This is a genomic window from Methanoplanus endosymbiosus, assembly GCF_024662215.1.
In the GTDB taxonomy this organism is placed as follows: domain Archaea; phylum Halobacteriota; class Methanomicrobia; order Methanomicrobiales; family Methanomicrobiaceae; genus Methanoplanus; species Methanoplanus endosymbiosus.
Genome location: NZ_CP096115.1, coordinates 1460340 through 1484485, shown reverse-complemented (window position 1 = coordinate 1484485; position 24146 = coordinate 1460340). Strand labels below are relative to the sequence as shown.

21 protein-coding genes are annotated in these 24146 nt (G+C 39.9%); 8 read left to right on the top strand and 13 right to left on the bottom strand.

Translation table 11 applies throughout. The features are described from left to right. Window positions 1–51: 51 nt before the first annotated feature. From L6E24_RS06445 to L6E24_RS06425, 5 genes are all read right to left on the bottom strand, one after another. On the bottom strand, window positions 52–1437 hold the full coding sequence (locus L6E24_RS06445; RefSeq protein WP_257743879.1) for a zinc ribbon domain-containing protein: 1386 nt from the start codon (window positions 1435–1437) through the stop codon (window positions 52–54). Then, window positions 1430–2386 (bottom strand): hypothetical protein, encoded by a 957-nt coding sequence (locus L6E24_RS06440; protein WP_257743878.1) that lies wholly within the window; start codon window positions 2384–2386, stop codon window positions 1430–1432. The genes L6E24_RS06445 and L6E24_RS06440 overlap by 8 nt, the downstream gene beginning before the upstream one ends. Window positions 2387–2388: 2 nt before the next feature. Beyond that, entirely contained in the window at window positions 2389–4029 is a 1641-nt protein-coding gene (locus L6E24_RS06435; protein ID WP_257743877.1) for a hypothetical protein, read from the bottom strand. Between the two features lie 488 nt (window positions 4030–4517). Continuing rightward, window positions 4518–5723 carry an ATP-binding protein gene (locus L6E24_RS06430; protein ID WP_257743876.1) on the bottom strand — a complete coding sequence of 402 codons (1206 nt, stop codon included), beginning with the start codon at window positions 5721–5723 and terminating at the stop codon, window positions 4518–4520. 123 nt (window positions 5724–5846) lie between these two features. Beyond that, window positions 5847–6380, bottom strand: a complete 534-nt coding sequence (locus L6E24_RS06425; protein ID WP_257743875.1) for a hypothetical protein — start codon at window positions 6378–6380, stop codon at window positions 5847–5849. Window positions 6381–6519: 139 nt separating this feature from the next. Between L6E24_RS06425 and L6E24_RS06420 the strand changes: the two genes are divergently transcribed. The 6 genes from L6E24_RS06420 (at window position 6520) to L6E24_RS06395 (ending at window position 14398) form a co-directional block, all read left to right on the top strand. Then, the gene (locus L6E24_RS06420; RefSeq protein WP_257743874.1) at window positions 6520–7122 is read left to right on the top strand and encodes a chromosome assembly protein; all 603 of its coding nucleotides are present in this window, start codon (window positions 6520–6522) and stop codon (window positions 7120–7122) included. A 24-nt stretch (window positions 7123–7146) separates the two neighbouring features. Further along, a complete protein-coding gene (locus L6E24_RS06415) occupies window positions 7147–7761 on the top strand; it encodes a hypothetical protein (protein ID WP_257743873.1) in 615 nt (204 codons plus the stop codon). A gap of 39 nt (window positions 7762–7800) precedes the next feature. Further along, window positions 7801–9786: a zinc-ribbon domain-containing protein gene (locus L6E24_RS06410; RefSeq protein WP_257743872.1), complete on the top strand. Its 1986-nt coding sequence runs from the start codon at window positions 7801–7803 to the stop codon at window positions 9784–9786. A gap of 117 nt (window positions 9787–9903) precedes the next feature. Next, window positions 9904–10737, top strand: coding sequence for a PP2C family protein-serine/threonine phosphatase (locus tag L6E24_RS06405; RefSeq protein ID WP_257743871.1), 834 nt, complete (start codon window positions 9904–9906; stop codon window positions 10735–10737). Between the two features lie 461 nt (window positions 10738–11198). Then, window positions 11199–13916 (top strand): protein kinase domain-containing protein, encoded by a 2718-nt coding sequence (locus L6E24_RS06400; RefSeq protein WP_257743870.1) that lies wholly within the window; start codon window positions 11199–11201, stop codon window positions 13914–13916. Between the two features lie 338 nt (window positions 13917–14254). Next, window positions 14255–14398, top strand: a complete 144-nt coding sequence (locus tag L6E24_RS06395) for a hypothetical protein (RefSeq protein ID WP_257743869.1) — start codon at window positions 14255–14257, stop codon at window positions 14396–14398. Between the two features lie 560 nt (window positions 14399–14958). Here L6E24_RS06395 and L6E24_RS06390 read toward each other — a convergent pair. The 4 genes from L6E24_RS06390 to L6E24_RS06375 all read right to left on the bottom strand — a co-directional run bounded on the left by L6E24_RS06390 (window position 14959) and on the right by L6E24_RS06375 (window position 18988). After that, a complete protein-coding gene (locus L6E24_RS06390) occupies window positions 14959–17022 on the bottom strand; it encodes a hypothetical protein (RefSeq protein ID WP_257743868.1) in 2064 nt (687 codons plus the stop codon). A gap of 3 nt (window positions 17023–17025) precedes the next feature. Continuing rightward, window positions 17026–17853: a hypothetical protein gene (locus L6E24_RS06385; protein WP_257743867.1), complete on the bottom strand. Its 828-nt coding sequence runs from the start codon at window positions 17851–17853 to the stop codon at window positions 17026–17028. An 11-nt stretch (window positions 17854–17864) separates the two neighbouring features. Further along, window positions 17865–18143 (bottom strand): hypothetical protein, encoded by a 279-nt coding sequence (locus L6E24_RS06380; RefSeq protein WP_257743866.1) that lies wholly within the window; start codon window positions 18141–18143, stop codon window positions 17865–17867. Window positions 18144–18508: 365 nt separating this feature from the next. Beyond that, complete coding sequence (locus L6E24_RS06375; protein WP_257743865.1) at window positions 18509–18988, bottom strand: hypothetical protein; 480 nt, start codon at window positions 18986–18988, stop codon at window positions 18509–18511. An 88-nt stretch (window positions 18989–19076) separates the two neighbouring features. On the opposite strand from L6E24_RS06375, the gene L6E24_RS06370 reads away from it, so the two are divergent. After that, window positions 19077–19250 carry a hypothetical protein gene (locus L6E24_RS06370; protein WP_257743864.1) on the top strand — a complete coding sequence of 58 codons (174 nt, stop codon included), beginning with the start codon at window positions 19077–19079 and terminating at the stop codon, window positions 19248–19250. Between the two features lie 204 nt (window positions 19251–19454). After that, window positions 19455–19889 (top strand): hypothetical protein, encoded by a 435-nt coding sequence (locus tag L6E24_RS06365; RefSeq protein WP_257743863.1) that lies wholly within the window; start codon window positions 19455–19457, stop codon window positions 19887–19889. An 18-nt stretch (window positions 19890–19907) separates the two neighbouring features. On the opposite strand, the gene L6E24_RS06360 is transcribed toward L6E24_RS06365, so the two are convergent. From L6E24_RS06360 to L6E24_RS06345, 4 genes are read right to left on the bottom strand one after another with little or no spacing between them, the layout of a single operon-like run. Next, entirely contained in the window at window positions 19908–21104 is a 1197-nt protein-coding gene (locus L6E24_RS06360; RefSeq protein WP_257743862.1) for a toprim domain-containing protein, read from the bottom strand. Continuing rightward, window positions 21101–22771: a 3'-5' exonuclease gene (locus tag L6E24_RS06355; protein WP_257743861.1), complete on the bottom strand. Its 1671-nt coding sequence runs from the start codon at window positions 22769–22771 to the stop codon at window positions 21101–21103. Before L6E24_RS06355 ends, L6E24_RS06360 begins: the two co-directional genes overlap by 4 nt. Before the next feature lie 41 nt (window positions 22772–22812). Beyond that, complete coding sequence (locus tag L6E24_RS06350) at window positions 22813–23133, bottom strand: hypothetical protein (protein ID WP_257743860.1); 321 nt, start codon at window positions 23131–23133, stop codon at window positions 22813–22815. Further along, window positions 23130–24032: a hypothetical protein gene (locus tag L6E24_RS06345; RefSeq protein ID WP_257743859.1), complete on the bottom strand. Its 903-nt coding sequence runs from the start codon at window positions 24030–24032 to the stop codon at window positions 23130–23132. Before L6E24_RS06345 ends, L6E24_RS06350 begins: the two co-directional genes overlap by 4 nt. Between the last annotated feature and the right edge of the window lie 114 nt (window positions 24033–24146).

Here is a 24146-nt window from a genome sequence, read left to right as displayed (position 1 = left end):
TTATAGTATTGCATAAGTATGTAATGGATCTAACCACTTACAAAGAAATTTTTATTCCATTTTTGTACCGCATTTTGTGCAGAATTTATGACCTTCAGGAACAGTGGTATTGCATTTTTTGCACTTGATATTTTCTGCATCATCTGTTTTTGTTTCATCTTTTTCGGATGAACTTATGGTGCTCCTGTTTATTATCGAATCAGAAATTACAGCATTCCCGGTATTTTTATCTTCAGTTGTACCTGTTTTTGTTTCATCTTTTTCGGATGAACTTATGGTACTCCTGTTTATTATCGAATCAGAAATTACAGCATTCCCGGTATTTGTATCTTTAATTGTACCTTTTTTTGTTTCTTCTTTTTCTGATGAATCTATGGTACTCCTGTTTATTATTGAATCAGAAATGACTGTTGCTCCGCTTTCAATATAATTGCCTTCCGTAGAGATTATTTTATCTCCATCAATTTTCTCAGAAACATAGTCTCCCATAACCATAGACTGAATATTCTGGATAATTGTCTGTCGTTCGTTCTCAGAAAGTTCACTGAATTTCTGTTTTCCAAAGGATACCTCTTCTTTCTTTTTATTGTGAAGTTTAGCAAAAATTTCATTTAATGGTGCATAGTTATTGTTATCTTCAAAATAGGTTCTCCAGGTATGGGAAGCAATTTTATGATTTCCTTTTGTAATGATGTCCTCACTGGTCAGGTATAGGCATTGTTCGCATGATTCAAAATTGCAGTGAAAATTATCCTTTTTGTTTGAATTTTTACATTTTGTACAGATCCCTGAAATAATTCTGACTTTATTCATATTAAGCTGGGAACTGGCAACTATATATGGAGCAAATACAGATGTATTTTCTCCAAGCAGAATATCTTTTCCTATTATAAATGATGACACCATGTTTTTGGCAATAAGTCTGTTTTTTGAAAAAATTCCTCCAAATATAGTTGATTTTTCAGATATTTCAACAGCGTCATGGGCAATAATGTTGCCCTGTACTATAACCGGGGCAGAAATATTAATATTCTCGCCAATAATGTCTCCTTTTATATATAAATAATCCTGTTTGAATTCTTCTTTTTTCCATTCCGGAGTTTTTATCTTAACAGTGCCCTCTGATAAAACCGAACCATTTATTATCCCTCCACCCCGTGAAGAAGAACCGGATTCGAGAGTAATATTTTCCCTGCCAAATATGCTCCCGTTTATCCACGAACCATACCCGATTTCAACATTTTTTGCATATATGCCTTCTTCCGGGAGATAAGTACAACCTTTCCCTAAGGATATTTTCCAGTCCAGCTGTTTTATGGGGTTGCTTTTTGGGATAAGAGGTTTATCGCAGGTCTGATCGGGAAGAACCGTTGCATAAGTGGCATCATCAGTTTCAACAGATTTTCTGACAATATTGCTTGAATATGAGCTACTCATTGTTATTCACCTCAAATCGGGAGATGGTATTGACAAATTCTTCATGAACGAATTTCTTATCCTGCATCATTTTCAGTCCGGAAAGCAGATCCTCTTTTGAATAGCTGATTTGGTTATTTACTGCAAATTTCTCTATCTCTGTGTTATAGAATTTGTTAACTTCATCGCTGAAATTTAAGGACTTTGAACCGGCTAGATGTTCAATATAAGGTATCTCTTCGGTAGGTTCTGTTTCTGCTTCTCCCAGTTCAGATACTGGGATTTTTATTGTTGATATCTGTCCGTCTTTTTCAATTAAGGCAACCCAGAAAGGGACATTTATCACTACCGGGGAGTTGAACTTTACTTTTGTGCCCCATCCATTGATTTTGTCCACAATTGTTTTGCGTTCTCTCAAAAAATTATCCATCTGTTTTAAGATGTTATTTTTTTTGGTGATCAGGTCATTTGATCGTTTTATGTATATCTCCGGTGTGATTTTATTATATTCATCAATTGATGAAAGCATTTCCTCATAGCCTTTAATGATTGTCTGATTGGAGTCAATAACAGATCTCAGCGGCTTTGTATTGACTGAGCCTTTTTTTATTGAATCTGAAAATTTTGTAACCGCATTTTTTATTGAATCAAAGTATGCTTTTTTTAGTATTTTTTCTTCAAGCCGGTATATTTTTTCCATATTATCCTTATAAGATTTAACTATTGATTCCTGTTTTTCCAGGATATTTATCTCACTTTTTGCTTTCTCAATCTCAATTTTTTTAATATTTTCATTTAGTTTATTTATTGTCGAAGATGATTCTTTTACGGCCTGAGCTACGTCTCTTTGTAATTGATTAATTGAATTTAACGTTGAATTCATAGAACTGAACTGGCTGTTAAGTCTGTTCATCTGATCTTCAATTCTTTTAAATCCGCTATTTAACATGGTTATCTCTGACTGATCCATAACTAAATCCCCCGGATTACTCTTAAAAATTCATTATTCATCTCTTTTCTGATTTCTATCTCTTTGTATTGCTGCTCCAGCTCTTTGTATATATTATGATATGGGGCTAATGATAACCGTTCATTCCTCATATTTGCCCCTGAAAGTTGTAGTTCAGAGTCCATATTTTCAGCCAGATTTAATATTGGTTGTTTAAGCTCGTTAAAAACGCTCATGGCGGGACGGCAGAATACATGGCTTGAGCAAAAAATACTTATATTTTCATTTTGTGTATGGTTATCACAATTTGCAGTAATTTTAAGTTTACCGTCTTCATGATGGACATCCAGCAGGTCTTTTTCTATATATTCACCATAAAGCAGGGAATTGGGAAGTATAAGGCCAAAATCATCCAGTATTTCCATTTCTGAATCTAAAAATGAAATTCCTGAATCAATATTCATATTTTTAAGTTCGGTTTTTGTATATTCAAGGCGCTGCTCAATAATATTCCGGATATTATACGATTCGTGCTCCTCTTCATATTTTTTTATGCATTCGGGGCACAGTGCAATTGTGGATAACGATTCTATATAGGATTTTATGTTATTGCAATGGTTTGTAATGTTATTCTGATTTATGCTCATCTGTGCAGTTATTTTGTCTATTGCTGAAAAGCGGTTTTTACATTTATTTATGATATCAATGCTTTCACCTTCTTTTGCTTCCTTCTCAATTCTTATGATCCCTTCGATATTTTTTATTACCCCTTCAATTGTAATGTCTGGCGGAATAGCCTTGAAATCTTTATTTTTATTTTCAGATTTTAAATTAATTAACGGGTCATTATTGACTTTTACGTTGAAGAGCAACTTTTTTATTAGTTCAGCTGATGTACCTGATGGGCGGTGGATATTGAATTCAAAATCTTCGCTATTTGTATCCTCCATAACAGAATTTATGCTCTGAAGTGAATCCTGAATTTTAATATCAATATTTTTATTTTTAATCGCATCCGGAGAATATAACTTAATTTCATTAATAGAATGTTTTTCTGAGAAAAAATCCGAGTAATTATCGATTTCATTGTTAAGTCTGTTTACAGCATATGTGAGCTTACTGCCATCAATATATTTTACAGAAATCTTCTCATTGGTTCCAAGATTTTTCGAATCGAAAAGCATTGAGCTATTCCCATGGGGAATTATAAAATACTGGTGATAAACCTTTGATAAACCCAATACTTTTCCGGAAGGTTTCAGTCTGTCTAATTCATCATTTTTTGATTCATACATCTGAGTATATTTTGAGTGCAGGTGGTTTGCGGTAATTATGTCTATTAAAATTACTACCGGAGGAATCCCCCAGATTATGGTGGCCGGAACATTGTTAAAAAAGAGAATAAATATAACTATTAATGATAATACTGCAACTGCGACAGATCCGTAAACCAGATTATTCCGCTTCATCAGTATCTCGGCAATGGAATTTTTTAAAGTCGTTTTTTTCTTGAAGTAATCTCCTGCTGCGATATTATAGGCTTTTGAATAAACTTCTGCGGTTTCAAGTTTTTCATCTATTGGTACATTGTCTTCTAAAATGGCTGATTGAAGGGTTATCTGATGTGCATTTGAGACGTGTTTTTTGTTATTGATTGTTTCCATAATTACGTATGAAATCGTATCTGTTTATTAATGTTTTTTATTTGGTTAAAATCCGATTCTAATCTCAGAATAATTTTAAAAATCAAAAATTCTCTTATTTGATAATTATTTTTAAAAATGAATTTCTGTTTTGAAATATATTGTGTGTCAGATTGTCTGCTTAATAATTTTTTTTTAAAAATTACATTTTACTTAATTATTGGGTTTATTGCAAAAAAATCCAATTGTATTTTGCACATTTAATATTTATGGTTTAAAATTATTATTGTATGTATTGTATTTTTTGATGCTAATTTTTACTTTGAATTCCTTTTTCCTTCCGAATAAATATAAATAGGAAAAATGTCTTCTTATGACTCGCCATATCAAAATAGCATACTATTTTTTGCGCGCCGTGGATGCGGATTTATTTGGGGTTTTAAATTGATTTCTGAAAGATTATGTAGTTTTTATGATTTTTGTCAGGGACTGCTGTTGAACCTGGAATATTAACACTGGCTTCTCTCTCCATATTCATCATTCCATGTATTATATTGTTTGAGATCATCGTTATTCAGTGGAGAATGTATTCTCTCAAAACTCTCCTCAAAATCACTGTTTATTAATTCTCTCGTATTTAAAACACGGTTTTTCAGCTCGTTGAACGGAAGATCAGCCAGTTCATCCATCCTTGGATTTTTGTCATGAATCATATTCCATATTGCCTGCTGGCAGAGGTTCTGGATGTCTCTTCCGGAATAAAGTTTTTCAACACATCTTCTTCCAAGTCCTGGTAAGTCAAGCCCTGAGGTGTCAAGGCCTACTGTATTTATCTGGATAATACTGCGGCAGGATATCTCATCCGGAAGTGTAACAAATATTCTTCTTGGGAAACGTGAAAGTACAGCCGTATCCAGATCCCAGGGTGTATTTGTTGCAGCCATACTCAGAAGAAGGTGGTCGCTCTTTTTATTCTGAAGACCGTCAAGTTCTATTAGCAGAGATGAGAGAACCTTTCGTGATGCCTCACTTGTCCCTTCTCCCCTTGCTGAACCGAGTGCATCGAATTCATCGATAAAAATAATAGATGGAGCTTTTACTTTTGCTGTCTCATACAGGGAGGATATTAATTTGGATGACTCGCCAAAATATTTCGACAAAACCCTGTCTGATTTGACATTAAAAAAAGTAGCATGGAGGCTGCCGGCAGCGGCAGCGGCAATCATTGTCTTTCCCGTCCCCGGAGGCCCAAATAAAAGAATTCCCTTCCAGGGTTTAATCGCATCAGGTTTTTTCAGGCCGGCTATCACAACAGTCTCTTTTACAAGTCTTTTTACTTCATCAAGCCCTCCGATATCATTCCAGGTTACACTTGAGGTTTCTATAAGCGATGAGGCATCAAAATCAATCTCAGAAGAATTACCTGAGTTTTTTTCAGAACCTTTTACTGCTACCGGCCCGGAAGAAGAATTTTTATTGTGACTTCCGGAAGAAGGGGTGATTTTTCCGGTGGCGATATTTTCCCATTTCTTTGCATTTGCAATATATTTATCCCTGAAAGCCGGCTGCTGCTCTGCAATCTGGTAGCATAAAACAGCACATGCATGGGCATTATCGCGGCACTCTCCGATATCGTTTTTGGAGCGTGCCTTTTTGTATTCCTCTACATTTTTCTTCAGTTCTGTTGATAAAACCCCACTCAGATCGATTCCCATATAATCCCTCTTTTATTAATTTAAATTTTATTCCGGTTATACCCGGCATAAATGTCTTACCGGTTATAAGTCCTGAACAAAAGATCATGTTCTGATAATCTGATTAGATTATTGAACAATATATCACTGTGTGTTCTCATCATAATTATTGAGATATGATTTTAATTCTTCATCAATACGCTTTGCAACCAGAGATACCACGGAACCATAACCACTTACAGATAATGATATCTTTGTATTTTCCGGGTGCGTGAAATAAATAATATCAACTTTTGCCTGTCCTTTTCTCGTGTAGGCTGTAAAGGACTCAACTCCGTTATTAATTCCCTCATAGCCTGAATTAAATTTTGAGAGGATATAACGGATAAAACGTCTGACTACCTCAGTTTCAATGTTGGTTTCATACTGATACCGCTCTGAAATTTCATCAATATCGGTGTTACATCTCTCTGCTGAGAAAATCCGGACATTTTTTCTTCCATCGTCCATTCTTGCATAGAGATCCTTTAGGAAGTCTTCAATGTTTTCGTCCCCTAATCGTATTATCACTCCTTTCTCTTTATGAATTTTTTTTCTTTTTTTCCATCTGTCAATAGTAGCATCAATTCGTTTCCGTTCAGCATCTGAATTGTAATCTACGATTAAAAGATATCCCATTCTGTTATTCAATGTACTTTTTACTCTATAAATGCTTGCCTCCATTATGGATTGGCATTTGTTGGAGTTATTGCAGTGGCTCCATTTGGGAGGATAGATTTATTTAGTAATAAAGAAAAGTATCTCTTTGAGGGTAATCATGAACATTAAAGAACTTTTTAAGAGAAATCAGTTTGACAAACTTAAAATTCCTGAATTGCAGGAGGAAGAGTTTAAGCTTAAAAGCCGCATAAACCGGCTTCGTAAGGAAATTGACAAAATTGAGAAGGAAAAGAAGTTAAAGTTTAGTGAGGGGGTGGGAGCGGATCTGATTAAGAAGAAGATGATTGCTCAGGAGCTTAAACAACTTGATATGGAGGCTAAATTAAAAGTCCGCAATTTTATGGGTATGCACAAGCAGTATATGTTTATTACCAATCTTATTGTCATAAAAAAATATCAGCGTGAACTGCAGAAAACTCAGATCTGGAGTAAAATCCAGAATATATCTCCTGAAGTCTTTGAAAGTTCACTAATTAAAGTAAATCTTGCAGGGAAAGGATTTGATAATGTTTTAGACAATCTTAATCAGATCTTTGCAATGGATATAGCTGATTCTGACAGTGACCTTGATGACTCAGAGAAGGAGATGTTTGAGATCTGGAATAATGTGGAAACCGGAACTCTGGACCTTGATGAAGCTGATCATATGTTCTCAATAGAAAAGGATATTGAGAAAGCTATGGAAGAAAGCGAGAGGTAAATTCGATAAATACGGGGTGTAATTATGAAAATCTTCTCCGGAATTTTTAAAAAAAATTCTTTTGATTCAATTAAAACAGGGGAGCTTAAAAAATCAGCGGCAAAACTTGATTATCAGTTAAAGAAAGTTAAGTCTGAGAGAAATAATCTTGAGAGACAGATAAATATACTCTTTTCAGAAGCTTCAGCTCTTCAGAATAATGTGGAGATAGCCAATTATACTTTACGTTTAAGGACAATTTCTGAATCCTGGCAGTTAAAAAATGATACCTGCTTAAATCTTGAAAAAGATTATAGTCTCATAACAACTCTGATCTCAGTCAGGGAGCAGCAAAAAACTTTAAATGAGGCTCAGATCCTGAATAAAATTGATGATCTGAATCCTGAAATGCTTGAGAACTGGTATGCTAAGTTGAATGTTAAATCATTGAATCACAGGAAGCAGGTGGATGAACTTTCAGATATTACAAGGAATAATCTCACAGAAGGTGGGATTCAGCCTGTTGATGAATCTTTTTTTAATTCTCTGCTTAATGATCTGAAAGATAATAATATTACGGTTAATTCTGCTAAGAATAAATTTTTTGATAAATTATCTTCTCAGGAAGCGGAGTTGTCAGATTCAGGAACACTTATTTAAGTTATATGTGAGTTTAGGTTTTTATTGGTGGTGTGTTTTATGGGACTATTTGGGAGAAACAGTAAAAAATCCGATTCCGGAGATGTAAGGTCTGATGATGGTGGTAAAGTCTGTCCAAAATGTGGCTCAGGACTTGATGATAAAGCAAAATTCTGCCCATATTGCGGGCAGAGAGTTGAAACATTTTTCTGTGGCAAATGCGGTGCTGCTGTTCCTGTTAATTCTAAGTTCTGCCCTGGCTGTGGGAGTAATGTGAAGAAATCAAAGGCTATTATAGATCCCGGAAACAGCAGGGATGAATTTTCACGTAAACGTGAATGGAGGAGGAATCCTGAAGATTTCGCCAGGAGATTTGAGGTTGATGAACTTCGCGGGATTCTTAAAAAAACAGTTACAGTTACTGAAGGGACGCGGGCAATGCTTTTTCAGGGGGGGGCATTTGTTGGTGATCTTACACCCGGTCATTACAGTTTAGGCAATATTCTTGAGACAAAGCTGCCTGTAAATCTGGATGATCGTGCGACTGTCGTACTTATTGATGATGGTATAATAAGCATTGATTTTTCCTTTGATAATACGCAGGTCAGAACCGCAGATTCTGTTCCTGTAGGTGTCAGCGGTAAGCTGACAGTTAAAAATGTTAATTCCAAGAGTTTTATTGATAATTATCTGAAGGGTAAAAATCAGGTTCTGTTAAGTGATCTTGAGGATGAACTAAAGCACGACATTCTGGCTGTTGTTCAGTCTGCGTTTTATAGTTATAAGATGGATGACCTTCATGGCAATCTTAAGATTAAAGATGAGATTGAGCAGAAAACCCTGATGCAGGTATCTCCGACGCTAATCAGTTATGGTTTTTCAATAGAACATCTCAGGTTTGTTAATTGCGATGAAGCTGAATGGAGTGAAATTATCGGTAAGAAGGGCAGTGGTACAAAGTTAATCACCGGAAAAACCGTTGATGTTGATATTGAACAAAAGCTCAGGGAAATTCTTTCGGATGACAAAATGCACAGGCTTCAGAATGATGATGATGTTGAAGCTTTCGTCCATGAACTTGTGATTGGTGGGCTTATCCGTAAAAATGAGTTGGAGGAGTTAAAAATTAAGATCTCACACCGGCGGGATGATGCAGAATTTATTCGTGCTATTGTGAGGGAGAAGGCTATTCAGGCACATGGTCATGATCTGTCAAATGCTGAGCTTTCTAATAAAATGGGTCAGGAGTTTTCTTATAATGAGCATGGCATAAGAATGGATGATTCGCAGAAAGAGCATGAGGATAAGTGGGCTGGACGTGAGCATGAACGTGATATGAGGGAGATGGATTCTCTCTTGAATATGAAGATGAAGATGACTGAGGCAAAGTTGCAGAGGGAAACCGGAGAGCAGCAGATCCTTCATCGTGATCTTGATAAGGAGGCTGAGATTGAGGGGGTTAAACTCAGTCACAGAACAAATGCTTCTGCTGAGGCCTTAATCACAATGGCCGGTCGTGATGCTGCTGAGCAGATCACTGAATTAGAGAAGATGAAACGTGCAGCCTCCCTTAGTGCCGAACAGATTGTAGCCCTTTCTGCCAGGGATTCCGTTGCAGCTGCCGAAGCTATAAAACAGAAGTTTGGCTCCGAAGAGATGGAGAAGATGCATGCTGCACGTCTTGAGGATCAGCAGAGGTATATGGCTATGGTGCAGGCGACTTTTGGCGAGAATTCAGACCGTATGGTCGATGTTATGAATCAGGCTCTGGGTGCTATGGGCAGTACGGCTACTGCAAGGAGCAGTGCACAGCAGGCGCAGGGGTCAACTGTCGTTACCGGAGGCGGTGGTTTTGGTGGTCAGCCGGTTATTATAAATCCGGTGCAGCAGAACACTCAGCCGGATAGTGGCGGCTCTGAGAATGACACGCAGGGCAAAGCTGTGCCGGAAGGGGTTAATCCTGAGGGCGTTAAGGAGTGTCCTGCGTGCGGGGCTGAGCTAAGTTCATCAGCGGCTTTTTGCACTGATTGCGGGGAGAAACTGTAATTGCGGTATTATTATATCACTGCGATTAATTTCTCATGATAGGGTAGATGGGGTAACCGGTGAGCTGATGGATATAGCTGATATGATTGTGAATAAGGTTAGAATGGTGCGGTAAAGATGACATCTTTTTCATTCTCTTCTTTGAAAAAAGAAACGGCCCTTAAAGATGAGAGGATTATCGGCGGAGGTGAGTCAGGGAAGATTTTTTTTGGAAATTTTGCCGGCATAACGGTCCCCGGAATTCGTGGCTCAAATGAGGATTCGATTGGTGTATTAAGCGGGGAATATGTTGATTTCCTTGTTGTTGCTGATGGCCTTGGTGGGGCTGACTACGGTGAGAAGGCATCCTCTGTTGCAGTATCTGCGGCCTGTAGATCTGTAAAGAAGTCATTTTTGGGGTCTGAAAAAATCAAAAATCCGGAAGATATAATCAAAAATGCATTTGTTGCAGCACGTGATGCGGTTGAAGAGGAAGGTGCTTTGCTCAGGTCGGATCTGAACAGTACTCTCGTTGCAGCCCTCAGATATGATGACAGTATCATTTATGCAAATACCGGGGACAGCAGGGCCTATCTCTTATCGTTGGGAGATAACGGAAAATACAGTGTCAGGCATGTGACAGAGGATCATTCACTGATCCGTGAGATGGTGGAGGCGGGAATTGTTTCTGAGGATAAGGCAGATGATCATCCTATGTCTTCTGTTGTGACTCATACCATGAGAACTGATTTTCTTGTTGATATTGCAGCGTGCCATCTTAGAAATAATGACATCATTATGGTTATGAGCGATGGTGTCTCCGGGTTTTTAAGTGATGAGAAGATCTGTGAGTTCTGTGGGTTAATTGATCAGAAATACACTTTTGAAGAGATCTGTGAGATGATCTGTGCTGAGAGTCTGATGTATGGATCAAATGATAATATCTCGGTAATTATCCGGAAGGGGACCTGATGCCAGGAACTTTATTTCATCAATTTGTGGCAGTCCCAATCCTTGATTTTGGGTAGCAAAAGCATGGCGGATATGAATGCCGCGACAACTCTGTTTTGTTAGTAGATCCCAAACTCCGGTTATGAATTAGGGGTTTCTTTCCTAATTCTTACAATTTGGGTTGATTTTCTGAATTAAAATATATTTGGTCAATATTTCTGTCTGTTCAAACCCAAAATTTATTGGGGATTATGTTGTGGGATATTTCTCAATGCAATGGGTCTGTATTCATAAAATAAGTTCAATTAAATATATTTTGGTTGATAATCCACTTTTCAACCGGAGTTTGGGCTGATATGATTGTGGGTGACTGGAAAGACTCTTCCTGAGCTATTGGATTAAATAAACAGATATATATCATATGAAATTATAGTAATCGTATGAAACCAGTTATTGAACGGTATATATCATGTACCATTCTTTTGCTTGTTACTCTTATTGTCTTGGTATCAGTATTGCCTGTTGCGGCAACTGAGGGGGTAGCCGGGGATTCAAATTCTCTTGAGATATTTTCTTACTCAGACAGAATTCAACTTGAATCTGTTGATGTATCTCATGATGGTTCTTACATTGCTGCTGGTTCTGTAAGCAGTGATCTGATGCTTCTGAATCATGTCGGGGAATTACTCTGGAGAAAAAATCTCAATTCCAGAATTGTTGATTTCTCTTTTACTGATGATGGGGGTTCATTGTACGCGCTTACCCGTTCAGGTTCTATAATGCTGATAAATCCTGAAGGGGATATTGTATGGGAGGAGAATATCGGGTCTGATATAATCTCTCATTCTTTTTCGGTATTGGGTGAATATCTGGCTGTCGGTTCGGATAAAGTGTTTTTGTTTGGTAAAGACGGATTAATCTGGAGTTCTCCCTTTGAATCCAGGATTGATTCTGTCTCGGTTGCGGAAGACGGGAGTGGTGTCTGTGTGATAACGGGATGTAAATGCTGTTATCTGAACGGGGATGGAGATCTGCTCTGGTCGAAGAGCGTAGGGGGTGCAAAAAGTGCTGTCTCATGGAATGGCGATGTCTGTGTGGGGGGCACGCAATATCCAATAGCGTGGAATAAGGACGGGCTTGAGATCTGGAGATACCCTCAAAATGCATCTCAAATCCACACATATGCATTTTCACCGAGAGATAACTCTTTCTTTGGGGCGAATAATGATCAGCAGGTATTCTCATTTGACTTTGTGAGTTATGTGGATACAAGTATCTGGTCACTGGACGGATATCCTCTTAACTATATCCATGTATTGCCTTCCGGTGATCAATTTGCAGCTGCATCTGATTCAATACTTTATCTCTTCAATAGTAAGGGGAATCTTATCTATGTCTATAAGAATTCAAAACCTCTCCGGGATTTTTCCTTCAGTGACGATGTTCTGTATGTTGCATATGTCGATGGTGCACTTCATTTTGTGTCAACGAAACCATCTGCTATATCTATAGACTCTTCCCCTCAGGGGGCTGAGGTGTTTGTAAACGGATCGGTTGCCGGAACTACTCCATTCACTCTATCGGATCTCAGAGAGGGTGCATATCCCATAACGCTGAATATGGATGGTTATGAGGAATCTTCTGAGGTAATCAGAACAAAAGCGGGTGAGACATCAGTATTTTCAACCACTCTCAGCAGAGGTCCCGGAGATCTTGCCATAAACAGCACTCCTAAAGGGGCTTATGTCTATCTTGACAATGAGTATTATGGGGTGTCCCCCTGTGTTATTGAATCACTTCCGGAGGGCAGCTACTTCATTAATATTGAGATGGATGGTTATCTGAACAGTTCCGGTCAGGTTCAGGTGGTTGCGTTTGAGACCGTTGAATTCAATCTCACCCTTACTGAGAGGCCACCTGAAATGATTGCCCTGCCAACGATCTCCGGTTTAAATCCTGGTTTTATCTTTGGAGGAGGGATATTGTTCTGTCTTCTCATAGGTGGTGTGGTCGTATATATGAAGCGGAGATCTCCTCCGGTTCCTGTCGGAAATACAATCACAAGGTCAAAAAATACCCGTTCGTCCAAAAGGCACCTTTATGAGTCTCTTCCAAGGGAATTTCCGGAAAAACTTATGTATCTATACTCAGATTCAGAGTATCTCGGAAAAGGAGGATTTGGAATGGTCTTTAAGGCAACAAGGATCAGTGACGGGAAAGAAGTTGCTATTAAATTCCCTCTTGAGATGGACCCTGAAACCGGGAAAAGTTTCTTAAAAGAGATAAAAAGCTGGGGAGAACTTAAACATAAAAATATCGTTGAGTTGTACGATATCAACATTCTTCCGATTCCGTATTTTGAGATGGAGTATATTGACTCCGGCAGTATCGAGGAGATGAAAAAACCAATCAATGCCCGTGAAGCAGCCCGCATTATCTTTGATGTCGCTGAGGGTCTGAAGTTTGCTCACAGCAAGGGAATAGTCCACCGTGATTTAAAACCCCACAATGTTCTAATCAACGAACTTCGGGAGCCAAAGATTATGGACTGGGGTCTCTCCAAGGTAGAATCGCATAAGAAGACATCAACAATGATTGCTATATCTCCGTTGTATGCAGCTCCGGAACAGGTATCATCAGATAAATTTGGGAATACAGATTCCCGGACAGATCTCTATCAGCTGGGCATTATATTCTATGAACTGGTGACTGGTCATCTGCCTTATAACGGCAGTGGTGTCGCTGAGATCAGTACAAAGATAATCTTTGAGGACCCGGCTCTTCCATCGAGTTTTAATCCGGAACTTAAACCGCTTGATGATATTATAATGAAGTGTCTGAGGAAGAATAAAGACGAAAGATATCAGAAGGCTGCTGATCTCCAGGCAGATGTCGGGGCATATCTGGATATTGAGCTTAAGCAGACGATGAAGAAGAGTCTCTCACTCAATAATACCGGGAAGGCAGTATATTATTGTGCAGATCTCATTATGATCAATCTGAAGATGGGAGATCTTCCAAAGGCTTACTCTTATATTCTTGATATTATCCGTCTTATTCCTGAGGATAAGCAGAAAGAGTTCACAGATCTGAGTAAGGAGATTGGGATGAGTATTGAGTACGGAGTTGATGAGGTCTCAGATGATCTGTTAATACGTTCTGAAGTGCTGATTCATCAGTTGCTTATGGACCACATCTAAATGCTTCTCCCCATACCTTTTTTTTTAAAAAATGTCAGATTTTTTCATAACCTGACAGAATTATGCCTTTAATGGTCTCTGATTCCATAATGAACGTATTTATGATTAAATCCTGCGCAGATTTACACTGTGATAAAAATCAGGTATATCAAAGTACAGATGTCCACATCCGGATTTAAGTTCTTAAATTTAAATCTGAGCGCTGAGGGGGGGCACAATAATCTATGTTACGTAATCCTTCCTTGTTTTACACTTCAATACTGTTATTATTGGAGTAATGTTTAAATTATCTCCAAGTCACAATTAGGTATCATATGAAGTTAAAACCACCGGTGTGTATGAATCCTGATTGCAGAAACCCGGATATGAGAAGGGCATACATCCGCCTTGTTGATAGGTCAGATGGTAAACAGAAAAGGGTTCCTATCGGGTGGTGGTGTCCTGTATGCAGGTTCTTTGAAAATGACCTGCCGGAAGAATAGAATTACCATTTTGTTGACGTTAACAACATGGTCCCTCTGCTATTTTTGGCAAGGGGCAATTGTTGCATCTTGCCATTTTGAGTTATTGGCAAAAGGTCATTGTGACCTCTTGCCATTTTGGAAAGAGGTCATCACTGGCTGGTGGCAAAAGTTACCACTAACCAAAAAATTTCATGAAAGAGGATGAGAGAAGGTTTTTTGTTTGGTTATGGCAAAACCCTAAACGCCGTTAAGAACCTTCTACAGGGCGTTCTGTACGCCCTTGTGTTGTGTTTTTTTGGGAAGAACGATATAATGATCGTTTGAATTTTCTCTGCAAGAATGCTGTTTGAGAATATTGATTTTTTCGAGATATTTAGATATGAAAAATATCAGAAATCATATCTACGCGGAAACGTTCAGGCAACAACGGCCTGAATCCGGCGGGTCCGGGTGATGCAAGGCTGGTTAAACATCATCCGGTGAAATGCCGTTCCGCGATAGAACATTCACCCATGATCATATTAATATTACTGTTGATTATTATGGTGGAAAAAAATATTATTTTATACATATCCTGTTCACTTCTTTTTTCTCCCGGTTTTTTTTACAAATGGTGATTTAAAAGCAGGGGTTTTTAATTTAAACGTTGGCATTTTGGGTGTTTTCCCGGATATAACACCAGGCATAGGATTCGTCCTAAACCAATCATCAACGCTCCGTTTAGATTTTTTAGATTTCGTACTTTTCTTCTTTCCGGAATGGTACCTTGGATATTTTGCATTACTTGCGCGTCTTCCAGCACTATCATCCCCGGTCGGGGATGGAATAACAGGGATAGGAACCACAGGGATAGGTATTACCGGGTTTCCACCTATAAGCGGGTCAGGGACTTTTGAACCGTCCGGGTCCTTCACAGGTCTTGGACTCGTTATTATTGGGTGCCAACCTACAAGCGGGTCACGAACCTTTGGGGATCCTTTACCAACAAAATCATAATCTCTTCCTCCACCACCTCCACCGGTTGGAGGGGAAGAAGGTTCCTCTCTTTTTCCTTTCGTTTTTGACGGTGTGGGCGATGGCCGCCTGTTTCCGGGTATTGTTGGTGATGGTGAGAATACAGGTTTTATCACATTGATTTTACCAGGACTCGGACTTTTATTGATATTTATTGTAAGTTCTCCGGGTTTCCCTGTAATTTCCTTCTGCGATGCTTTAAGGGCATCTTTATACATTCCGGTGCCCTTCAGGGTATCAATTGATTTCTGTAGCCTGACTGCCTGAACCTTCTTAAAGGGGTTTATTGTCTGCCTCTTCTGTTCTGCAAGGTACTGGCTTACATCCACGAGGTCCACAAGGTCTTTCCCCCTGTGTGGGGCAGGACCATATTTCCATTTAAGTTTCCCTTCTGGACCACCCATAACTCCGGCAGCCTTCCGGCCGGCCTGACTGTATAAGGGTTCCTGTGTAAGTTTGTCAGCCTTAAGCAGTTTATCAGGCATCCAGTCAAAAGGCAATTTGGGCGCTTTGTCTCCGGTGTAAATATTTGTTTTAACTATTTTTGGTTGCTTAAATGCCGGATAACCATCAGGTATTGGGTGGGTATCCACAGCATGAGCATTTTTTCCAGCCCCTACCTTATTCACGATGCCGGAACCCTTAATTTCATAATTTTTGCCAAGTTTTGAAAGCACGTTTTCATTAAAAGCAGCCGGATTTTTCACAAAAACGTCTAAATCAGATGTTACACGGGGCGGTTTAGGCATCTGGCCGTACGTTGTTACGGTCCCATATAATGAATGTGGCTCGTTTGAAAGAATGCTTTCAAGGGTTTTCCCGGATTGCGGACCTAAATTTCTTATTTTTGTCAGGTCGGGGTCTTTCAGGAATTTACTGTTTACGCCTTTTGTAAGGCGACCAATGTTTGATGTTGCGTGAATTGCAGCTGCATCTGTTTTGGGTGCTCTGATGATGATTCCCGCTTCAGTGCCGTATGATCTGAAGGGTGCTGTTATGGGTCTTGCAGCTGCACGTGCACCACCGAAGACCACACCGCCAACGGCAAGCTGTAAGAGTGTGTCAACCGGATTTTCAGCAGCTGTTTTTGCCTGGTGTTGCAGTCCGGTTTGTGTAGCGCCCACAACAGTTCCTGCCGCACCGGTGACACCTTTCTTCCCGGCAACCTGGAATACCTTTTCAACTGTTGCCGGGACATAGCCGGCCACCTGGGCGGTTCCGCCGAGAACATCACTGGTCGTTGTCATCAATTTTTTTAGAACAGGATCTACGTCAGACATCTGGTTGATTTTCTGGTTTGCCTGACCAAACTGTGATGATATTTTAATTCCGGACCGTGCGGCTAACTGAGAGAACCCGGAGAAATCTGAGTCTTTATCTTCGGGCTTCTTAAGCTCGTAATGCTCACCGGTTCTTGGGTTGTAAGCGCGGTTGATGAATGTCTCCTGTGCTTTTTCCCGCTTTTTTCGTTCCTCACGCTCTTTACGTGCGGCAAAGATTGACTCCTTCTTCTTCTGCCGGTTTATGTCGGCCTGTGATGGCTGACCTCCGGTTGCAGAGGGTACTTTAAGTGCCGGGTCTGAAGAACCCCTGTTATTATGTTTCCAATTAAAATTATCAAATGACATTTTTTACCTCCTTACATAAATCGAATAAATCACAGCCGTAACGCAGACGGCGATCATCATAACCGCCACTCCCTGGAAATCTGCAGGTAATCGGACAAGCACGAAACCGGAGAACATAATCCCAATACCGCCCGGAATAATCATATCACGCTGCATAATCCACAGACCAACAAACGGCATACAAAATACAATCAGGAGAGCAAACGGCCCTAAGCCAGAATCAGAATACACCCCGAAAACCTCACCTGCAAGTGCAGACAGATTCATGCCGGTAGATGCTTCGCTTATATAAGGCTGGTCAATTCCCAGATAAGACATAATTATATCGGATGAATCTTCATTCATCACGGCGATGGTAGCCGAGGCGGTCGGTCTGTAAAGTGAGGATGTTTTCGCCGAAACATCATCCAAATAAACTTCTGATGTTGAATCAGAGACTAGCCTGAAATATAGAGTGTATGTCCCTGAAAAATCACTTACATCTACCTGTGAGTTTCCAGAACAGAAATTCACATCTTCTGAGTAAATTTCTGTGAGATCCAGAAGAATTTTAAAATTGCCAGAACCAGAACCGGACCATGTGAAAGTTACAATTCCAACACCTGTTAAATCGACATTTGCCTGTGAAATACCACTCATGCCTGAGCTTTCCGTTTCAAAATAAACCTGTCCTTCTGACATAACAGGGAATGCACCGCCGTCCATGCGGGCACGCTGCCAAAAATCAAAACCATCTGAAAAGTCACCATCCAAAATTCTTTCGTCAGTTGCAGCGCACGAAATCCCGGTTAACGAAAAAATAAAAAATAGGGCTATTAATTCGCGAATCAATTAAATCCCCATCAAATATCCCTTAAACGTGCAGATTCCGCCCGTATCTTTTCAAAAGCCTTCTTTCTTTGATTAGCTTCATATTTTGGCAGGATAAAAAAATATCCTATTAGACTAATTCCGCCAATAAGCATCAGCGCCGGAATAATTGGCAGTGGTTCTTCCTCAACAGGTGTTGGTTCTGGTGTCGGCTCAACCCAGGGCACAACCTGAAATGCAGCACTTGCAGCTGGCACAATTGCAGCTGACAAAAGCAGCAGCACGATTATACTCTGAAAACGATTCCTCATCTCAATCCTCCATAAAATTTTGTTATCTTTAAATAATATTAAGGTCAACAACATATAAAATTGTTATCTATTAAATAATTATTATATTTTTATTAAAATTACAATATACTTAAAGGCATTTATGCAAAATTTTTTTTCGCACGGACGAGACTATTAAATTAGTCATGTACAGTAAAATTTTTGAGCCGAACTTCTTTCACAGGTATGTTGTTGTTTGAATGAAGAGAGCGGGTTTTTTTTCGCACGGACGAGACTATTAAATTAGTCTTGTACAAAAAATTTTTGAGCCGAATTTCTTTCAGGGGTAATGAGATGTTACGTTTTGATATTTGGAAAAGAGTGAATGTTTTTTAGGAGATTTTAGTTTATTCACTGAGTATTGTCTTAACAGCCTTTGATGTTATGTCACTGGCGTTCATCCCCTTCTGTGCTTTTGGGGTCAATGTGTTTGCAAGATCAACTGTAAACCAGCGATGCTCATATTCACCATCCTCTGGATCCACGTGCCTGATAAACTCAATGCGACCTGGATAGATTGTTTGTGTGCCGTCCGGGTTTTTTACGGTGACTGCACAAGTCGTAATCTCTTCAATCTCACTTATAAGCGAAATTTCGTTAAACATACAGGTTTGGCTTTGCCGGTCCATAACCTGCAAGCTCTCAATCGTCATACCTTCACAAGCCAGGAAAATATCATTCATCTCCGGGAAGAATTCACCTTTCGCATGCAGCTTTTGGTATTCCTCATAATGCGCCGGTCGGAACTTTTCAACTAATCCAAATATGCGGTTCTCAATTTTTTGCAGTCGTGCTTCCAGACTGGAAATTTGTTTTTCATCAACCATGTTTTTCACCACTTAACATTATATTAAGTGATACACTTATTAGAGCAATTAGTATATATAATTTACTAACCAATTTGTTAAGTGAATTATGAAGCAAGGTTTTGGTAAAGTTATAAAAATGTCCTCAGCACGGACACACTACGTTTCGATACCTGCATTGATTACAAGTGATGATGCCTATCCATTCACACCAGGTGAAAAAATCCGGGTTACTGTTGATGGTCAACGGCTTATTATTGAAAAATGTCCGGCCGATGAATGAAATTCTCACATGGGTATTTCATAAATACCCGGCGGTGATTTTTGACCCCCACAGATTCGTGCTGTTGCCTTTTCTCAGGTTGCACTGTGTGTTTTATCCTTCAAATATCTAAATAGATTTTAGGTGGCCTGGTGTGGCTCTGATACGATATTGTCAAATATCACTTTTGGTAATGGTTATATGTGTGAAAAATTACTATTGGTTATGAAAATGAGTAAACTTAGCCGGCTGGTTGAGTGTAAAATATTCGTAGAGCGCTATGATTTGAGACTGACTCTTAAATTAAATTCAAATAATTTAGTTATTACGAATTCAAAGCGAAAAAATCAGATTGTTTTCATTCCGAATGAAAAAATGTTTGCCCGGTCTTCTTCTGCAAAAGAATATTTGATTCTCGGACTGTTGCTGGAACTTCTCAGAACAGCTGACACCTGGTCTGGGGTCCACTGTGACTTATCGTTACTCGGTCTCGGTCTGTCTGAACGAACCTGGGTTGATTTCATGCTTGTGAGAAAATTTCACCTGGGGGAAGCTGCACCGACAGGGAAGAATGTTGGATGTGATTTCCCGGATTATCAATATTCTGAATTGCCGGATGATGGTTTTTTTTGCGGTTTGAAAAAATGTGTTACCTGCTGAAAAGATTCGGGTATTGAATCAACCCCAATTATCCTTACAGTAACGGATGGTTTTTAAGAATGCCTCTCCCCGCAGTGGCATATCTTCATCGTTTAGATAACCCTGTTCAAGGGCGACCAGTTTAAAAATATCTCCACCACGCCCCTTTTGTGCCCCTCCATGAAATGATGTGTATGTCTCACCATCATCTGATACCGCGAAGTTTTGTCCGGTACTTGAACCATACACCGGATGGACTCCACGACATCCCGGCGGGATTCCTGCATACTGTGATACATTGGGCATGCACATCTTCAGCTTTTTCGCATCAATTACGCTGCTATTTTTTTCCCGTCCCGACTTTTGCCACCGGGTTTTTGATAGACTTGAACGAAGGCGGGTTATTCCTGCCATCCGCTGATTTTGATATTCCTGTTTTACCCTGGGGTGTTCAGCTCCTGGGGTGGCTTCATCAATCAAAGGTTGAATGTTTCCACCGTTACGTAAGAAGTCGTTCAGGTCAACCTTTTCAATCCCTTCAGGGCGGGGGATCTCACAGATGAAGACTTCTTTTATACCGCTCTGAAGAAGAGTTGTTGCCGTTTTGGCTGCACCTTGCAGACCTGCTTCGCTCTCTTCGTTGTCGTTTATCAGATAGACAGGTCCCGCCCGGCCGCATTCCAAAGCCACATCTTCAATTCTTTCCTTTTTGAACCGGGTTGTTACCGGGCTGATTGAAGGGTAACCTTCCTGAAGGACAATCAGACAATCCGTTACGCCCTCTGTGATAACAAGCGGTTTACCGTCTGTGATAGACCAGCTTCCAAATATCGGTTCGGTGGGTCCGGTTTCAGTTACCTTCAGTTTTTTATATTTCGGTGGTAGCTTATCGGGCATGTGGGGGGTCTGTTCGGTTGCCCTGCCAATGAAGTAAAGGGGTTTTTTATCATCATCCAGGTAAGGAAACATCAGGCGGCCTTTGAATGCCTCAACAACTTTGTTGTCATATCGGGATACAAGCCCGGATTCAAATATGTCTGAAAGGGTATGTCCTTCAGCCATAAGATGGCTTAATGTGCTGTTGCTAAATTCCGGTGCGTATCCTATACGCATTCCGTGAACGAAATCTGAATTAAGACCATATCTTGTTTTTAAATATTTCAGTTGGTCTGTGTTAAGATTCCTTTCATAGAATTTACACACATCTTCAAGAATATTCCGGATTTCAGAATTCATAATACACCTCCCAGGATTGGAACGGCGGGTTTTTGCCCGTAATCCAGATAAATCAGTTTATGGGATGCCCTTGTTGCCCCGACAAAGTAAACCCGTCTCTCTTCTGCCATGCGTTCGGGGTTTATCAGCTGCTGTATCCGTTCCCGGCTGTGTCCGGTGTGCAAAAATACAACAGGTGCTTCAAGACCTTTTGACTGGTGAATTGTATCAATCTTTATCTGATTGGGGTTGATTGAAAAACCACGCTGCCTTTCTGCTTCAACCCCTTTTCTGATTTGATTAACTAACCACGGGCGGAGGTTTAATTTTTCATATAAACTGTTGTCCTGGGGAAGTTTGGCATTATCAATCACATCCCCTACCCTGAGAGGTCTAATTGATGTTATCTTCTTAAACCGGGTTACAATGTGTTTTCTTGCTGGATTTGCCATTGTGGCTTTAACAAGGCTTACAGCCTCTGATTCAGATATTATATCTATGGCTGAACAGGACTGATATTTCATTATTCCTTTTAGAAGGGAATAAGGTTCGATTGTGTCGGATGAATAGGGTTTTTTGGCCCCAACTCGTAATTTTAACCAATAGTTTATCCGGTCTGGTTTTATGCTGCTGCATGGAACCCCCTGTTCAGATAAACGAAATGCAATTTTATCAGCCTGCTGCCTGAAACGGCTTAAAATATAGATTTGTGGATTTTCCGGTTTACACTTCCGTGCCAGAAGAACCGCAGCTTCCACATATTGAGCTAATTTTTCTGAAGAATATGCGTTAACCCGGAGTACCTGACCCTGACGTTCAGGGGTTGGCTGAATGTTTGGTTCATGCTGAAGGATCCTTTCTGCCTGCTGAACTATGGATATAGGGCATCTTCTGGAAACCGGAGTTCCATAAACCCCGCCTGCACCCTTGTCAGTTGCAGGTATATTCCGGAAGAGTTCCGGAGAACATCCACGGAAACCATATATCGACTGGTCGGGGTCTCCTGCCAGATATACCCGTTCTGTGTCAGGGTGCTCTATCCAGAAACGGATTAACGCATCCTGCAAAGGTGACACGTCCTGATATTCATCGACCACGAGAACCGGTCCCGGTGGTGGAAGTTCTCTGTCAAGGGCTGCTTTTACATAATCGTCATGCTCAAAAAGTTCTCTCTCTGTTTTAAATTCCTGCCATGCCCGGATATTTTCTTCACCGGAAAATAGCATATATTCCGGGGTTTTTAGTGACGTGTGGGATGCAGCAGTTCGCCATTCACCGGGGGGTAACAGGCTTGCTGTCAAAAACCCCGATATCTGAAATAGTTCATTCCCTGGTTGTTGATCGCGTCCTGTATCATCCTCTTCAGTCAGGGGTTGATTCTTGAAACTGAATTTAAGGTTGTTTTTTTCGGCGAAATCCTTGTAATGATGATTCTTATTTTTATCTGAATTATTCAGCTGAATTATCTGTTCTTCTGTTGATTCTATAATCCCGGCTTCCCGGCATGCCCGTAATGCTACACTGTGAATGGTGCTGCATTGTCGCTTTGCCGTTTTTTTATCCCGAACAATTCCTTCAGAGAGCATCCGAAGACCCATATCAACAGCCTGGGATTTTGAAAAGGTCATTGCCTGAATGTCTGTTACGCTGAAATCAGAATACAGTTCATCACGAATGAAATTTAGCAACTGATAAGTTTTTCCAGACCCTGGACCACCTAACCAACGGATTACATCAGCACCCATAACAGAAAACCTCCTGATATTGTTATTTTTGCCTTATATCGCGTGCGTGGGGATATTAGACACTTTTTTTCAGACAGAACTTTTCTTATTTCCCCTAAAACCATGGGGCTGGTGGTGAGGGTGGTGAGGGTGGTTTGTTTTTCACCCTCGACGTTTTTTTCCCGTGTTTTTAAAAAATATAACTCCATTGCTGATATTTTTTGAGTTTGTCGAGGGTGGTGAGGGTGGTGAGGGTGTTTTTGTGTTGTCGTTTTTTTCGCGACTAATGTTTCCTCGCGTGCGACAGAAGGAATTTTGAGTTTCATATTTCCCCCTCCGCAAATGGGATTTGGTCAATGTCCTCATGATACAATCCTTCTCCTTGCTGAATGTAAACTGATATACTGAACTGCCAGGCTCTTGGTCTAAAACCATTTACCCGGATATATTTTGAGGGTCCCAATAACATACCCTCATCCCTCAGATATTTTTGAAAAGATGAATCGGTTATATCTTTCCCAAAATCTAATAAGACTTTGCGGATGACTTCATTTGAAACCCAAAGAATTTCACCCTCGCGATAAATTCCGTCATCCAATAACCTTTCCTTTTTATCTGAAATGTGTTTGAGTGAAATTTCAGTACACAATTTTTGTAAAACGGCTTCCCATTCTGAAGCAGCTCCCCAGGTTTCTGAATCCTGCTGTATTTCAAACCAATAATCAATTATCTTGTCGAAATCGCCCCTTGTTGCCTTCAGCCGCTCACGCTCAATCGCTGACCACTTATCATTCAGGTCCATGGGTCGCATTGCTGTTAGTTCCCGGTTTGTGAACAAAAGTTCATTTCCGGATTTCAAGCATATTCTGAATTTCGGCGGGTTACATTTCTCTCTGAAAACTGCTTCGGTTGCCTCAATTACTTTTCTGGCAGGTTCCGACAACAGGGCTTTACCATCGTCTGATGCTTTGAACTCTTCAAAATACTGTGATATTGCGTCTTGGATTGCTCCAGACTTGTATGCTGTTTTATCAGCTGTCTGTTTCCCCAATTTTTTTATTATTTCATTTTGAACCCAGGGTTCTGTTTTTGTGTCTTCCTTTGCAACGGTAATCCCCTTTTGGGTAACTACCGTTGACCAGCCTCCACCATCTTTGGCATGAATTTCTATATTCAGGTCAGACAGCAGGGGAACAATTCCGGTTGATGTTTTCCCGGAGGTCATCTACTAGACCCCGTATAAACAACATCAAAAATGAATTTACTCTCAAATTCATTTTTTAAATAAATCCGGTTAAAATGCGTTCCAATTTCAAATAAAGCAGATTTGTTCCTGATT

What these genes read in the sequence shown, in the direction of transcription:
- L6E24_RS06445 (WP_257743879.1), bottom strand. Translation starts at nt 1,437, where the DNA reads ATGAGTAGCTCATATTCAAGCAATATTGTCAGAAAATCTGTTGAAACT.
- L6E24_RS06440 (WP_257743878.1), bottom strand. Translation starts at nt 2,386, where the DNA reads ATGGATCAGTCAGAGATAACCATGTTAAATAGCGGATTTAAAAGAATT.
- L6E24_RS06435 (WP_257743877.1), bottom strand. Translation starts at nt 4,029, where the DNA reads ATGGAAACAATCAATAACAAAAAACACGTCTCAAATGCACATCAGATA.
- L6E24_RS06430 (WP_257743876.1), bottom strand. Translation starts at nt 5,723, where the DNA reads ATGGGAATCGATCTGAGTGGGGTTTTATCAACAGAACTGAAGAAAAAT.
- L6E24_RS06425 (WP_257743875.1), bottom strand. Translation starts at nt 6,380, where the DNA reads ATGGGATATCTTTTAATCGTAGATTACAATTCAGATGCTGAACGGAAA.
- L6E24_RS06420 (WP_257743874.1), top strand. Translation starts at nt 6,520, where the DNA reads ATGAACATTAAAGAACTTTTTAAGAGAAATCAGTTTGACAAACTTAAA.
- L6E24_RS06415 (WP_257743873.1), top strand. Translation starts at nt 7,147, where the DNA reads ATGAAAATCTTCTCCGGAATTTTTAAAAAAAATTCTTTTGATTCAATT.
- L6E24_RS06410 (WP_257743872.1), top strand. Translation starts at nt 7,801, where the DNA reads ATGGGACTATTTGGGAGAAACAGTAAAAAATCCGATTCCGGAGATGTA.
- L6E24_RS06405 (WP_257743871.1), top strand. Translation starts at nt 9,904, where the DNA reads ATGACATCTTTTTCATTCTCTTCTTTGAAAAAAGAAACGGCCCTTAAA.
- L6E24_RS06395 (WP_257743869.1), top strand. Translation starts at nt 14,255, where the DNA reads ATGAATCCTGATTGCAGAAACCCGGATATGAGAAGGGCATACATCCGC.
- L6E24_RS06390 (WP_257743868.1), bottom strand. Translation starts at nt 17,022, where the DNA reads ATGTCATTTGATAATTTTAATTGGAAACATAATAACAGGGGTTCTTCA.
- L6E24_RS06380 (WP_257743866.1), bottom strand. Translation starts at nt 18,143, where the DNA reads ATGAGGAATCGTTTTCAGAGTATAATCGTGCTGCTGCTTTTGTCAGCT.
- L6E24_RS06375 (WP_257743865.1), bottom strand. Translation starts at nt 18,988, where the DNA reads ATGGTTGATGAAAAACAAATTTCCAGTCTGGAAGCACGACTGCAAAAA.
- L6E24_RS06370 (WP_257743864.1), top strand. Translation starts at nt 19,077, where the DNA reads ATGAAGCAAGGTTTTGGTAAAGTTATAAAAATGTCCTCAGCACGGACA.
- L6E24_RS06365 (WP_257743863.1), top strand. Translation starts at nt 19,455, where the DNA reads ATGAAAATGAGTAAACTTAGCCGGCTGGTTGAGTGTAAAATATTCGTA.
- L6E24_RS06360 (WP_257743862.1), bottom strand. Translation starts at nt 21,104, where the DNA reads ATGAATTCTGAAATCCGGAATATTCTTGAAGATGTGTGTAAATTCTAT.
- L6E24_RS06350 (WP_257743860.1), bottom strand. Translation starts at nt 23,133, where the DNA reads ATGAAACTCAAAATTCCTTCTGTCGCACGCGAGGAAACATTAGTCGCG.
- L6E24_RS06345 (WP_257743859.1), bottom strand. Translation starts at nt 24,032, where the DNA reads ATGACCTCCGGGAAAACATCAACCGGAATTGTTCCCCTGCTGTCTGAC.